Raw genomic sequence first — 13627 nt, forward strand, 5'->3', positions numbered from 1 at the left:
GTCCCTGTTGCGCTTGCACATTTGATGGGGTTGCGCCGATGCTGACCTATTTTCCCACGCCCTACCCCGGGGAATGGTGGTACTCCGTCCTCTGCCGCTACCATGTGCGATCCGGGCATTCCAAGCACGCAACCACTATCAGTGAGCTATACGGTGGCCGGCCTATGGTGCATGGCAGGCTTGTCCCTGGAGGCGACTGCGCCGCCATCTTGTCCAACTTGCCTTCTGGAGTACAGTCGATCGATGATGTACTTCAAAACCATACTCTACTACCGTACTATACAAGATTTTTTCCAACGGACAAAAAACGGCAGGTATGGGAGGCATTACGGGTAGGCCGTGGATCAGGCATCACCAGTGTGCGGACGCAGATGCCAGACGGCGTGGAGGGGCTCAAGTACTGCCCCACCTGTTATCTCTTGGATACAGAAAAATATGGGGAGGCATATTGGCACAGAGTGCATCAGATCCCCCTCTTGGGCTACTGCCCGATGCACAAGATCCCACTTGTTACTTTGCCCATCAAATTTTCGAGGTTGTCTGAGGTGTTTCTCCCACTCGGTTCTGTTCACTGTCAGGAAACTGTAACAGAAGGTACTGAGCCTTCGATAGAGCTACTGACGGACATCCTTGCGGCACTGCTATACGGAGACTATGCCCCAACGGTTGGATACAACAATCTGCATACCGCATTGATCAACGCAGGATATGGAGTGGACAAGATCAGCAAGTATCAGACCATGAGTGTTGCTAAAATCCAGCAAGCAGCCAGGAAGTATTATGGAATACAGATCTATGAGCAGTACTTTGCCAGCTTGTCTGCTGCTGTACTATCACGGCTCATAAATTGGAAGCTATCATCACCAGAGCGGTATGCACTACTCGCTGTGATGGTTGGAATGGATGCAGAGGCACTATTTGGCCCAAGGCTCGATGCTGCGGATCTTCTGCTGGAGCAGTTGCTGCGTTATAAGGAGACCGGCATTGTATATGGCAAAAAAGATCTGGCCGCAAAGATGGGTATACAGCCTGGACAGTTGGACTCCCTTGCGCAAAAGTATAATATACAACCCTTTTGGCGGCAGATCCGGCAGGAGCGCAACCGGTGTATCCGGTTGTTGCTAACAGACAATGAGTATGATCTTATCGCACAAGCAGCGAAAGAAAACGGCAACACACAGCTTGCTGTGTTCGTGCGAACAATCATCTTGGATGTTTTACAAAACAAGGAGGAATATAAATGCGACCGAAAGAGCACCGGCAAATTGTGAGAGCAGTCCTGGAAAAGGAAGAAAAAGAACGCGAGCAGGAGATTGCGAGCATGATGCCAAGATTACGCAATTTAGTGGATGACTCCACCTTTATTACGAGAGTGGAAAGTGGCACATCTGCATTGCTAGCACTGTACATCCTGTGTACCAGTCACAATATCAATACCGTTGAGTATTATCAGGACATCAAGACCCGCTTGATGCGTCTGATCGATGAGCTGCAGGGCGATATGCTGCGAAAATTCCCTCCTCAAGGTTCAACGGAGGCCTAAGTATGGACAAGTATCGAAAGATTTTGAAAGAAGTCAGAGAAAAATGCGAGAAAAAAGATCAGCTGAAAACGGCAGAGGGCATCGCAGAGACTATGTGTCTGTCGGTCGATGAGAGTCCGTACATGATTGCCATGGGGGACGGGGCGGCAGCAGTTGCAGCCATGTATACCCTGTGTGTGGAGGATGGACTCAACACCGTAATGGAGTACTTGGAACTTAAAGATCGCCTTGACGGATTGATGAGTGATATGCACGACAAGATGCGGGCGATATACCCAGTACCTGCCCGGGGGAGTCAGGGAACAAGTCCACGCCGTGCATTGGCACTGATACGGACCAGGAGGAGTCGCCATGATATGGATGGATAGTTACGCCAAGATCCACGCGCTCACTCTCAGCTGGGTTGCCTGCGATGACGACCTGACCGATTGGACGGATGAGGCCCTATGGCCTCTGGTATCTCACGCTGACATGGAGACCATGATGTGGGCCATGTCTGCGTTTATGACGATAACCTCTAGGGCTCCCCCTGCTGGTGTTACCCCTTGTACCTACCGGCTGGCATGTAAGATCATTGGAGACAAAATCGAGCAAGTAATCGAGGCAAAGCGCAAAGCGGCAGAGGGGTGTCCGTAAAACAAATGTTTGCCGTTACACACGGGAGACCCCGATTTTGGGGCCTCCCAGGGGGATAAAACAGTGAAAAATGGAACGGAAAATCAAAAGGGGATTATCGTTACAGATAACGCTGGTACTGTACATGGTTACGCCCGGTGCTCGACCAACGAGACCCGCCAGGACATTGATCGCCAGGTCCGGGAATTGAGAGCTGCGGGTGCCACCGTTATCTGGCAGGAATATGAACATGGGGATGCCGAGGCCAAAGAGCAGCAGAACATGATGTGGGATACCGTCCACCCTGGGGATACCATTGTAGTGACAGAACCCTCCAGATTGTCCCGCTCAGTGCAGCAGTTTTGCCAGATTGTAGAGACAATCAAGTCCAAGCGCATTAGGCTCCAAATCTTAGGGAGCATCACCATCGACTGTAGGACGACTGAGCCGGACCCTATGACTGTGGCCTTTCTGCAGCTCATCGCCGTGTTTTCCGAACTGGAGTTGAGCATGATTCGAGCCCGTGTGCGTAGCGGTGTGGCCAACGCCAGGGCCAAAGGCAAACAGTTGGGCCGCCCGTCCATCACGGTAGAGCGCATCCCAGATAGTTTTTTTCGATACTATGCGAAATACCAATGTAAAGAAATCAATGTGACAGAACTGGCCAGGTTGGCACAAGTAAGCCGCCCCACAGTTTACAGATACCTGTCAGCCATCCAGTCCAGTAAGGCAGAAAGGAAATTAACATGACTGAGTGCTACCGTTATGCAGTTGATACCTATGAGCAGATGACCGGGGATGAAAAAGCCAAAATCTCTTTGGAACTGCTTTACAATGCCATCTGCTATTTTCATGGTGACGCCAAAGAAATCGTCCAAAAACTGCTCCATATGGATCAGATGACTCTTAATCAATTTGCAGACTCATTAGCTACGACGAGGCAGCAAGTCAAAAAGATGCACCAGGCTGCATTGGCTGCAATGTCTGCCCTGCGACAGTCAGTATTTGCATCTGGCGATGTAGAGGATATCCTCTTTTATCGTATCGCCAACAATTTGCCCATTGAATAACACTAGGAACTCGCTAGTAATCAGGAGATGTATTACCCAAGCTTGAGGATTTGCTAAGAAAGAAGGATAGTTATGAAAAAAGAAGACAATACCAAGTTAACTGTGGATGAAATCCTTGAAGAGATCGAAAATGCCGGCCTGGATACCCCAAAGATGCAATGTAGCATCTGCGGCAAAGAGAAACCGGCCCATGCTGTATACACATTGCCGGAGGTCTGGCACCACGGGAGACGGGTGGCGCTATATATGCTGGGTAAGGCGCCCAGGCCGGAGCCGGTGGACGAGGAGGCGATGATGCGCAAATATGGGTACACAGCCCGGGATGTATTCTGTGTGGACTGCTGGCTGGATCTCGTCCTGGATGGTACGCATAAACACGGAGTGTCAACCGATAAATAAGTTGGTCAAGACTATTAACATGAAAAACATCGGGCTCGATCGCTTGATCGGGCCCGATGTTTTGTCTCAGTACTGTGATTATTTTTATATGATCGGGTGAATTATGCTTGTCCTGCTTGTTCCTCTTGAGCCGATTGTAGATAAGCTGCAGCTTCCCTAGGATTGTTGATGCACCAATGGAAAAAATGGTTAATCAATTCTTCGATGCTAATACCCATGGGCTTGATCAGATCTTCGACCTGCGCCTTTAGCTCACTGTCAATTGTAATTGTGATAATTTCTGTCCTACCCATATCAATTGGCTCCTATGCAAACTTTTTGATACACTTACAATCTACGCGATTGTTAGCAGCCTGCAAGATGTTCTTGCAGACTTTGTCCAGATGCTGGGGTAATTTCTCGGCTACTTTGTTTATGATCTTTATTTTATCTTATCAAGGAACTTTACATTCTGCAACTTTTTATTCTGTAGAGCTGACGCTGACTATCAGCATTGACTATTCTTTTACACAAAGAAAAAAGGCAGACGGGAAGTACTCCTCGATTGATTTGATTGAATCTTTGGCTCGTGACTTTCTTCAATCTCATTTCAAGACCACCTGTAGGTGTTTTGGTAATTATATAATGCATCAAGGAGATAAGCAAAGTTGAATTAAATTCCCAAAAATATCAAAATGATCGTTAGGATAAAATATTATGAAACTATTTTGTAGTGAAACAGTTGGTTGTTGTACAAAAAAATGAACACTGGATTTGTGCCGCATAAAAAAATTTTTTAGGAATTTTAGTTCTTGTATTATTTCAAAAAATATCTAATAACAATATATTCTGCAACTTTTATTGGGGAAAATTGTCCCTTGTTATATAAAACAATCAAAAAGTGGAAATACAAAAAAGGAAAACCGCATAGGATGTAATAGACATAGCCAGACAGCGCACGGAGATGAGGGGCTAGTACAGGAGGAGACCCATAATTCCTGGCGAATCCCCCCGCAGCGGGCTGGCTGCATACAGACTCTCTCTGGTCCATCCGGAGACGGGGGTTTAGGCGATCACGGCCCTCGATATCAACAAGCGCGATCAGGTCTGGCGGAGCCGCTGCAATAAATCCGCTCGGGGGAATGCATGGGAAAGATGATCCAAGAACTCCCGTCAACCGGGTGTGCCTGTCCGGGAATAGAAATTAGGCAGGAGGGTTTCTCGCCGGCGATGAGCCGGGGGAGCTTGCTCAAGGATGGTCGCCGAGGAGCGAGAATACGGCGGAGAGCAGGCTGGTCGATCATCGCTGACAAGATCAAATGAGGTCTTGGACTCCCCTGAGCAGCGCAAAAGAGTAGTATTATACTCTTTTTGCGATGCTCAGGGGGTGTTGCATTCTTTTCACGACAAGCTCATGCCTTCCAGCCTTATCCCGAAGCTAAAGATCTCATGATTCTTTGACACGAAAGAAATGTGCCGAGCGGTCGGTCCATTTGCCAGGTGCAGGTGTGGCAGCGCCTTTGGCTCATGGCCTCCCAGGGCAGGTACAGGGTGGTCAAGACACTTGACTCAAGGGCTTGCCTCCAGTGGTCTGCCAGGCAGTCTTTCAACATCTGACTGATTTCCCCCTGCAGCACAGGACGCAGTCAGTAATCCGTTCCGGTTTCACAGAGCCAATATCAACAATACCTACTGGCTTGGACAGGGGTGCTGATTAACTCATCCACAGATGTATTTAATAGTTTACCTTGCTAAAGCAACAGGGTAGACACGATTGCAGTACAGGACGCAGTCAGTGATCCGCTCCGGTTGCACAGAGCCGATATCAACAATCCCCACTGGCTTGGACAGATGTTGGTGATTAACTCATCTATTAAGAAGTTCACTAATCTGCCTTGGTAAAGTTCCTGAATCTTACTTTCACAGCACAGAATGCAGCCAGTGATTCCCTCTGGTTGTACAAACTGGTGTCAGCAATCCCCAGCAGCTCAGGTAGAGATTTTTCAAATAGTTCATACAAAAAACTCTTAAATCTATGGCATATAATCCTATTTTGTTTTATTGGAGGTACACAAAAATGAGTAGAGTGTCTATGTTAGAAGAGCGCATTAACGGGCGAGAAGTGATGGCCTATGTCCAGGGTAAGTACTCATACCATAGCACATCCAAACTGACACGCACGATTAAGGCGCTGGGTTTGGACCCCGAGGAAGAGGACAAGACCTGGGCTGAGGACAAGACCTGGGCTGTAGTTGTTGGTGGCCGTGCTGGAGCGGCCTGGAGCACTGGCTACAAGATGGCTATTGTGCGACTTTGAAGGTGAGGACCGTTTTTCGTTACTTGAGATGCCTCTATCAGCAGCAGTTGCCGAGAGTTGCTCGGTAACTGCTGCTTTTATCAACCCAAATGGGATCTTATTTTGGATGTAGTTGGCGAGAAGGATACCCGTTGCGGCTGGCCTGATATTCCGCATAGTCCAAATACATGGTAACAATGCGTTCCAGCGGCTGGAGTCCCTCTTTGGAGAGATAATTTTTGGCGATGGACACATCATACTTCTGGATCTTTCTACTCCCAGGAGGTCAGCCCCATGGGTGGCTTTTCCGCATTGGACCGTTCCATAATCAGTTCCGTAGCTGTGTGACGATGGATGGCCCAATGGAGCTTATTCTGTACCTCCGCAAAAAACAGCCGCGTTGTTTTGGCCGACTTGTCATAATCCAACGCAGTGGCATAGATGTCGGTGATCTTCTGGTAGAACCTGCGCTCAGACATCCGAATCTCCTGGCTCTGTACTAGCAGGTGGTCGAAGTATCCTTTTGTGAGTACGCTGCCGCGTCCATGGCCCAGCCCTGGATTGTAGAGTCCTTGATGATGGCGTTGGCCCACTTGCGAAACTGGACAACCCGGTCGTTATTGACATTGAAGCCCACAGCAATGATAGCCTGTAGATTGTAGTGCCTTTATCTGACGGTTAACTTGACGGGAGCCATCAGTCTGAACTATCCGGATATTCCGGATAGTTGTTTCCGCTGTCAGTTCAGCATCTACATAGATGTTCTGGATGAGTTCATTCATCATTTTTGTGTCAACTAGATGATATTTCAACATAATCATGCTAAAATTCTCGCAAGGAGGTTGATGTTATGAGTATGGTTAGACCTGTTTCTGATTTGATAAATAACTTTGTAGACATATCAAAGACAGTTCATGAAACAGCTCAACCTGTTTTCTTGACGAAAAACGGATATATTGATATGGTGGTTTTGAGCATGGAGGCATTCGAAAACTTGCAGTTCGGAGGTGAAGTATATTTCAAGTTACAGGAGGCTGAGAAAGAAACTGAGTTGACAGAGCAACGCTATTCCTCCAAGGATGCGCTGAAGGCGATGAAAGACACCATTGGAGGGGAATAGGTTGTATAGTTTAGGTATTTGCTTGCTACCCGAAAAGATGTGCTTAAAACCGTGCGGTTTATCAGTGGGATGCTGCAAAACTCGGACGCAGCGAATCACTTGAAGGTGGAACTATCATTCCACAGCAGTACTTTGAGCGTCTTGGCTTTGGTGAGGAGATAGAATGCATTCTCCGGGGGATGAACTGGTGATCTGTATACACTTTGATACCGAAATCACGCCAGTTCGGATACGGTTTCATTACGGACGGCAAAGTAAAAAAACAAAATCGCCGAGGAAGTAGGGGGCCGGAGGGCAATCAAAATGCGCCCTTTAATTTTTTTACAGATATTAAACAAGTTTGTGGCAATTAAGGGACGAGCCATTGATAGTCCTCACGACAGTCAAGAATGTAGTAAATAGAACCTCATGGGTAAAATCTCCAAAGAGGATTACGACAAGTGGCGCTGCTATTACCCGGAGCTTGACAAGACTAAGTGCTGGGCAAAGGTGCCTTCTCAGGAACTTAGTAATTTACCAGTACAGGATATTTGATTAAAAGATAAAGCAAGAGGGAATCAAGATGTACGAAAGCTATACAAGACAATCTCTACCTACTAAGCAATACCGCGAACTGCTAGGGAGCGCTATTTGTGTTTTTAACTCAAATAACGCCTTTATAGTTGAGAATATCCTCAGATGTGATGACTTAGATAAATACGACTGGCATCATCTAATAGACTTGGAATCAGGGCATCTCAAGGGAAGCGTTCATGAGGTCATCACTTCAAAATGTGGAGATAAAATTGAAACACTGTTTGCCAAAATTATCCGAATGAGAAACCGAATAATTCATAGCTATCGCATTACAAACGCATCTGGCGAACAAACATTGGCGACAAAAGAAAGAGTAAAGGATGGAAATAGGCAATTTGAGATTACAGAAGAGTACCTTCTTGGCTTTATAGGCCTTAATCAAGAACTTTCCGATCTGCTGCATGATTTAAGAGGATATTAAATAAAAAGAGAACTAACTAGTTAGCTCTCTTTTTATGAGGCGGAATCTCTGTAAACTCTTCAGGATTCCCAATTCACAATGCGATATGTTCAAACCTAAAAACTCGTCAACATATCTCTTAAAATAGAATGGAGAAAACCAGAGCCTTTGTGACTACAGTTAGCCGAAAAAGAAGCCTATTCAGATATTTTCTCTGTAGAAAAGACACTCTGCATCTCGTTTCCGCATGGCGGCATAGAGTCAAACTCCATGCCGCTGTCGCTACCATAGGGTGTAACTTGACATCTAGCCAATCGTAGCAAAAGTATTGCAGAACGCAGAAAGCCCTACCACACGGTGGGGCTCTTTCTATGCCCGATGACTTTAATATGCAATATGCATCTAATATGTTTTTCAATTTCTGCAATCTGCATTTTATATCTGTGTAATATTTGACTAATAAGCAGATAATATGTGAAATATGCAAATAATATGTAAATAATAGGCAAAATGCGTCTGGTGTATCTAAGAGCAGGGGATGGGGGCTTTCCCAGAAAGAATATTTTGGATGGAAGGCCTTTTCTACAAAAGAAATACGGGAGGTAGACCTTCTCTGTCCATAGGGAGGATGCAGAGTGTTTGGCTCATATTGCTGAAACTGAAATCTCAAAGCTACTGGTGTCAGGTACGCGCACTGTCGTACTGGCAAGCCTTTTCCTCCAGCCGTGGTTTGCCTTTGTAATATGCTGACAATACGCAAGTAATATGTAGATAATACCTGTCTTAGAGCCAAAATCCGAAACTCTTGATGGGTATTGTCCAATGGAGCTGGGATTATCAAAGCGTAGCGGCAGAGGGGCTACGGGGCGGTCTACCGCGGCAGGCAGTCAAGGACTGACCCAATGCCCAACAAACACACATACCTGATAGACAGTCAAATCAGCCAATCCATATATGATTCAGCCGAGGCACCTATACCATTGCCGAACTGATAATTGTGTTTGTAACTACAAAGAGGCTTTTGTATATGGCTGCATTTTCGCCGAACACCCCTACCTCCCCGGCAGTCTTGGTTTTTTGCTTTGCCGTCCGCACTGAAACGGTATTCGTACCGGCATAATTCCGGCGTAAAACCGTATGGTGTCCAAGGTAAAGCGCAAAAAACCGTGGTATCTGCGGTTACATTACTAATATAATTGTGCTATCTCTTCTGCGAATCTGGAAAGCACAGGGATTGGATGTATTGAGGCAAAAGGACAGTCACATCACTCAGATGACACGCCTAAACAGTTCTCTTTGGCGCTCGCTGCTGGACCTTTAAATGCAGATCCCGTAGTTTTCTTTTTAGTGCATCTATAGGTTTTCTCTTGAAAGTGTATTCTTTAGACTATCGATATCATGCAGTCGCTTCGAATTTTCTAGCTCCAAATTAGCCAACAAAATCATTTGATATAGCACATCATACCAATGCTCCAAGTCCATCGGAGTCATAGAAGCTACCGCTTTTTTATAGTTCTTGTCTCCCTCCGCACAGTTGTTATGCCGGAGATTTAAATTATTAAGCATAAAGAAAATGTTGCGCTCCAATGACTGATTTATACCCTTTAAAACATTTCTTTTGGGTTCTAATTCTGCTCCCATTGTAAGAAGAATGCGTTTTTTTGCCTCAAAGTTTCCTTGCAATGTGCGGTGATTATATCGTACAATTTCAAAGGCAGTTTGAGGATCTACGATTTCTGCAACGGCAGTTACCTCTGGTTTGTCCTCAGCTACTATGAGTTGCTCAACTTCTGAATTGTAATATGCTTTGTAATTAAAATCAGAGAGACAATCGTCGAGTAATGTTTTGAGGATGCTATAAGTTATATAGAATTTAGGCGGCTTTTCAGATAAATATCGATAGTTTTTTGCAAGATACCATAGGTTATAAATTCCCTCGATTCTGTCTAAATACGAATATAGATTGATTGTCTCGTAAGGATCAAGGGGGTAGCCAATTGTATTTAGAAAATCATCTACATCGATGCAACGCCCTCTGTTTTTCCAGCTATAAAAGCAATGTTGTTGCACAAAATTTTTTAATGTAGTTTTTTGCCCGAAATTTTGCTCTATCATGTAGCGTTTTTGAAAAAGCTCATCAATTCGAAACAAATTACTTTCGAATGATTTATAGTTCTGTTCCAATAGTTTGAAGATGTTATTCCGTTCCATGTAAATCTCAAATTTCTCTTCTAAGTAAATAAGTTCCTGCCGAATCTCCGTTTGTCTGCTGAATTGCTTCTCTTTTTATCTTCGCTTTTAACTGTATGATCTGCTTTTTTTACTTCTTCCGCCGCTGCGTATGGGCCTCCACCTCTTTCAGGGTCTCTCCCTGTGGAGCCATAACGGCGTATTCGGCGTTCTAGCGCACAATGCACTCATAAAGGGCGTCCATATCCAAGATGGTCAGGTTCGAAAAAGTTGGTGCTGCTCTAGCTGTGCTCCCCTTAGGTCGTATGAAGCCAGATGTAGCTATTGGACAGCTCCAGTAGAAACAGCATATGATAGGAGGATCTGATTGCCTATCAGGAACTGCATCTGCCTATCAAGGTTGCCTCTGGAGCGTCAGGCAGCACATCTTGATTTCCCGTACCATCTGCTTGGGGATCCGCTAACCAAACGCTGTTAATTTTGGAAAGTCCAGCATGGAATTATTCTCATTTTATCAGACGGTAAGAAAACAAACAAGCTGGAAATCATCCATTCTAGATACCTGGCTGAGCAGCGCTAAAGTGTTATCCGTCCAGGACAGGCTGTCCAGGTTGTTGTCCTCCTTAGAGTCTAGGATGGACAGCAATGCGTCTCGAGTAAGTCGAAGCAGAGGGCCAGATGGAGATCCTCAACAGACTGTTCTTGCTCTAGCACAGCTGCCTAATGGTGTTCAGGGTATCCGTGAGTGATGATTATGGACAGTAGCAGGTAACCAAAAACTATCACATGGTGTTGTAGCCTTTGGGCTATTTCTGGGAGGCGGACATGATATAGCTACAGTTTTCCGTGATTGGATCATAACTGGGGACAAATTGTCCCCAGTGTGATGTATGAGGTCATCTATAAATGTTATAGCCAACAGCGAGTGTAGCAACATGAGCTGGGCAAAGGTGCACCTGAATGCAGATTGTTCGTATACCCATGCGCGAGCAGCCCTGCGAAGCGATGAGGTAATTGTGTGCCACAAAAATCAGACCATTATCAAGTATCTGACGGAACTTAAAAGCTGATGGAGTGAACTACATACAGCTGAAGTCGTGGGCTTCGGAAGACAAGAAAGTCAAATGTCCCTCTCCATCGTTCCCTATTTTTCTGGCTACATAGTCACACAGGACAATACTGACCATCCCTAATGTAGTGGTACAGGCAATATTTGAAGAAGCATTCTTTTCCACAAAGAAAATTTGCGAGCAGATTTCGATTCTCTGTATCTTTGTCAATGATTTTTGGCATACCAGTGCAGTGGTATTTTAAGATGGATTCCGGAGGCGTTTCTCACTTTGCTGAATGGGGAACTTGTGCTGTCTTACAGGCCAAACATCAGCCGCAAATGCTAGGGGTAACAAAAAGTTTAATCAGTATTTTTTCTGTAAGAAAGACCGCACAAACAGTTCAATATTCACATAACCAAGAGTTCTTAGATTGCCACACAGGCACCCAGAGATTCTCCTTTTGCGTCTTAGGGCGGTTCCTTTTTGGCCTTGTCTGCAGTCGGTTTCATAGGATAAAACATACTACAAAGTAAAATGTAGCTCTTTCCGCTTCATGCTGGGAGAGGCTACATTTTACTTTATGACTATACGAGGTTTTCTCCGGTAAATACTTCGTTTATATAATCTGTCAAAATAAATACACCTTTTCGATTGCACAGTAGTATGATATAATTTGTTTAAATTGCACCCTTTTCAGGCCCTTGATTTTTGGCATGGTAATGAATCATGAGGTTATGCGATGAAAGAAAAAACAGAGCAGTTGATCACTGCGTCTTTTATATATGAGGAAATTATTTTGTCTGTGGAGGAAACCACATCTGGGGGTAGATGTGGTTCCTCTCTTGCGGCCTTTTCACGCCCTGCGTCAGCCTGTCCAAGTGACAGGGTGTCGCGGGGCGTTTTTCTATCTTTGGAAAGGAGTCAACGAATATGAGCCTGAAATACACCTGCCCCGGCTGTGGGACCTCCTTGGGCTATGAGGGATTGTGCTGGAAATGTAAGTGTGAGCAGGATCGGCAAGCTGCGCTGTCCTGGACGCCGGAACAAATCGCAGAGAAGCAGAGAAACCTGATCCAGAACATCCAGAGGTTGGCTGATATGGAGGACCCGGAGTTCACCGACTTCTGGCAGTTGCTGGGGTATCGGGACGCCATCGACCCGGAGATCCAGCGGGCGGCACTGGCCGCAGGGGTGTTCTGGCCCTGTGAGATCTATTATCACGCTCCTGCCGATGTGCGGGATGGTCTGATTCATGCGCTATTGTCCGCGGAATATTCCAGCGAGGCCTCCAACCTGATGAGTTGCCTTGCTATGCAGGGAGATGACAAGGCAATGCAGACTCTGCTGGAGCTGGAACGAAATCCCCGGCCCTGGCGCAAGGGCCTCTATGTGGACCCATCCAGCTATGCGCAAATCGGAGGCTGGACCTTCAACAAGGAGGGCCAGAAAATCCAACTCAACTTCGACACCTGCTATCCTATGGTCAAAGGAACCACCGGTGAGAAATCTCCCGTCCGCATTGGCCGGGCAAGGGAGGACACATGCCCCCACTGTGGCGGGCGCATGGTGGACATGCTGGTATTGGACGGCCGGGATGAGCGGCTCCGGTTCCTGGGACTGGACGGCATCCTGACCGCCACCTGCTGCCCCAGCTGTGTGGGATTTCTCAAAGGCCCCGCTTTCAACCGGTTCACCCTGGATGGCGGCGTGGAGGTCTTTCCCTCCGAACTCTTTGACGGGGCGGAGAAGACGGATTGCTATGTCAGTCCCGAGGACTACAAGGCTCTCACCGAAAATCCCTTTGTGCTGGGTAAGGCGCCGGCGCCCCTGTTCTATGGCGCGGCCTGCCAGGATGTGAATACCATTGGCGGCTTTGGCAACTGGGTGCAGGACGCGGAATATACGACCTGTCCTCACTGCGGCAAGCCCATGAAATATCTGGCCCAAATTCAGTGGGATACAGTGTTTGACTGCGCGGAGGGCACGCTCTATGTGGAGTTCTGCCCGGACTGCCATATCGTATCCATGCAGCATCAGCAGACCTGAGAGGAGAGCATCTCATGAGTTTACCAAAACGCAATAGTGCGGACGGACGCTGTTACTGGATGAAGCCCGAGGTACAGGAAGAACTGCAACCGCTCTTTGACCAGTGTATCCAGGATGCCATTGACGGGAGAATCACGCGGCTTGATTCCCTCTGGCCGCCGGTAGTGGTCAGCAGCGAAGGCGCACCCTTTGAGGTGCACGCTCTGGTGAGAAAATGGACCGAAGCGCAGCAGGCCGAGACCCTTGACGCGGAAAAGGCCATTGCTTTCAGCGAAAACCTGCGCCGCCAGAGCCGGTGGGGTGAAATTGACTACTATTTACTTGGCCTGTTGGAACAGGAG

The 13627-nt window shown here is 46.7% G+C and carries 14 protein-coding genes and 2 pseudogenes; 12 read left to right on the top strand and 4 right to left on the bottom strand.

All coding sequences use genetic code 11. From position 1 onward, the window contains the following. The first annotated feature begins 38 nt into the window (after window positions 1-38). The 7 genes from ACOX7T_RS11010 (at window position 39) to ACOX7T_RS11040 (ending at window position 3627) form a co-directional block, all read left to right on the top strand. Window positions 39-1271, top strand: a complete 1233-nt coding sequence (locus ACOX7T_RS11010; protein ID WP_433442696.1) for a TniQ family protein — start codon at window positions 39-41, stop codon at window positions 1269-1271. Further along, on the top strand, window positions 1241-1543 hold the full coding sequence (locus tag ACOX7T_RS11015) for a hypothetical protein (protein WP_433442698.1): 303 nt from the start codon (window positions 1241-1243) through the stop codon (window positions 1541-1543). The genes ACOX7T_RS11010 and ACOX7T_RS11015 overlap by 31 nt, the downstream gene beginning before the upstream one ends. Window positions 1544-1545: 2 nt before the next feature. Further along, the gene (locus ACOX7T_RS11020; RefSeq protein WP_433442700.1) at window positions 1546-1911 is read left to right on the top strand and encodes a hypothetical protein; all 366 of its coding nucleotides are present in this window, start codon (window positions 1546-1548) and stop codon (window positions 1909-1911) included. Further along, complete coding sequence (locus tag ACOX7T_RS11025; RefSeq protein WP_433442702.1) at window positions 1895-2179, top strand: hypothetical protein; 285 nt, start codon at window positions 1895-1897, stop codon at window positions 2177-2179. Before ACOX7T_RS11020 ends, ACOX7T_RS11025 begins: the two co-directional genes overlap by 17 nt. Window positions 2180-2242: 63 nt before the next feature. Further along, entirely contained in the window at window positions 2243-2908 is a 666-nt protein-coding gene (locus tag ACOX7T_RS11030) for a recombinase family protein (protein WP_148316752.1), read from the top strand. After that, on the top strand, window positions 2905-3228 hold the full coding sequence (locus ACOX7T_RS11035) for a hypothetical protein (protein WP_148316754.1): 324 nt from the start codon (window positions 2905-2907) through the stop codon (window positions 3226-3228). The genes ACOX7T_RS11030 and ACOX7T_RS11035 overlap by 4 nt, the downstream gene beginning before the upstream one ends. Window positions 3229-3300: 72 nt before the next feature. Next, window positions 3301-3627 (top strand): hypothetical protein, encoded by a 327-nt coding sequence (locus ACOX7T_RS11040; RefSeq protein ID WP_433442704.1) that lies wholly within the window; start codon window positions 3301-3303, stop codon window positions 3625-3627. A gap of 101 nt (window positions 3628-3728) precedes the next feature. Here the strand turns inward: ACOX7T_RS11040 and ACOX7T_RS11045 are convergent, their stop codons facing one another. Then, window positions 3729-3920, bottom strand: a complete 192-nt coding sequence (locus tag ACOX7T_RS11045) for a hypothetical protein (protein WP_148316758.1) — start codon at window positions 3918-3920, stop codon at window positions 3729-3731. A 1778-nt stretch (window positions 3921-5698) separates the two neighbouring features. Between ACOX7T_RS11045 and ACOX7T_RS11050 the strand changes: the two genes are divergently transcribed. Next, a complete protein-coding gene (locus ACOX7T_RS11050; protein WP_433442706.1) occupies window positions 5699-5923 on the top strand; it encodes a hypothetical protein in 225 nt (74 codons plus the stop codon). Window positions 5924-6020: 97 nt separating this feature from the next. Here ACOX7T_RS11050 and rhuM (ACOX7T_RS11055) read toward each other — a convergent pair whose 3' ends face one another. Together rhuM (ACOX7T_RS11055) and rhuM (ACOX7T_RS11060) are read right to left on the bottom strand one after the other, a co-directional pair. After that, entirely contained in the window at window positions 6021-6155 is a 135-nt protein-coding gene (rhuM, locus tag ACOX7T_RS11055) for a RhuM family protein (RefSeq protein ID WP_433442708.1), read from the bottom strand. 19 nt (window positions 6156-6174) lie between these two features. Then, window positions 6175-6539, bottom strand: a pseudogene (gene rhuM / locus ACOX7T_RS11060) (RhuM family protein). 213 nt (window positions 6540-6752) lie between these two features. On the opposite strand from rhuM (ACOX7T_RS11060), the gene ACOX7T_RS11065 reads away from it, so the two are divergent. Further along, a complete protein-coding gene (locus ACOX7T_RS11065) occupies window positions 6753-7022 on the top strand; it encodes a type II toxin-antitoxin system Phd/YefM family antitoxin (RefSeq protein ID WP_433442710.1) in 270 nt (89 codons plus the stop codon). Window positions 7023-7584: 562 nt separating this feature from the next. Then, window positions 7585-8019 (top strand): selenium binding protein, encoded by a 435-nt coding sequence (locus ACOX7T_RS11070; RefSeq protein ID WP_148316764.1) that lies wholly within the window; start codon window positions 7585-7587, stop codon window positions 8017-8019. A gap of 1332 nt (window positions 8020-9351) precedes the next feature. Here ACOX7T_RS11070 and ACOX7T_RS11075 read toward each other — a convergent pair. Then, window positions 9352-10209 carry a hypothetical protein gene (locus ACOX7T_RS11075; protein ID WP_433442712.1) on the bottom strand — a complete coding sequence of 286 codons (858 nt, stop codon included), beginning with the start codon at window positions 10207-10209 and terminating at the stop codon, window positions 9352-9354. A gap of 1961 nt (window positions 10210-12170) precedes the next feature. Between ACOX7T_RS11075 and ACOX7T_RS11080 the strand changes: the two genes are divergently transcribed. Beyond that, the gene (locus ACOX7T_RS11080; protein ID WP_087262945.1) at window positions 12171-13286 is read left to right on the top strand and encodes a hypothetical protein; all 1116 of its coding nucleotides are present in this window, start codon (window positions 12171-12173) and stop codon (window positions 13284-13286) included. A gap of 14 nt (window positions 13287-13300) precedes the next feature. After that, window positions 13301-13627: pseudogene (locus ACOX7T_RS11085) on the top strand (DUF6138 family protein); the annotation flags it as partial.

The sequence above is a fragment of the Pseudoflavonifractor sp. genome (genome assembly GCF_050943825.1).
GTDB lineage: Bacteria > Bacillota > Clostridia > Oscillospirales > Oscillospiraceae > Pseudoflavonifractor.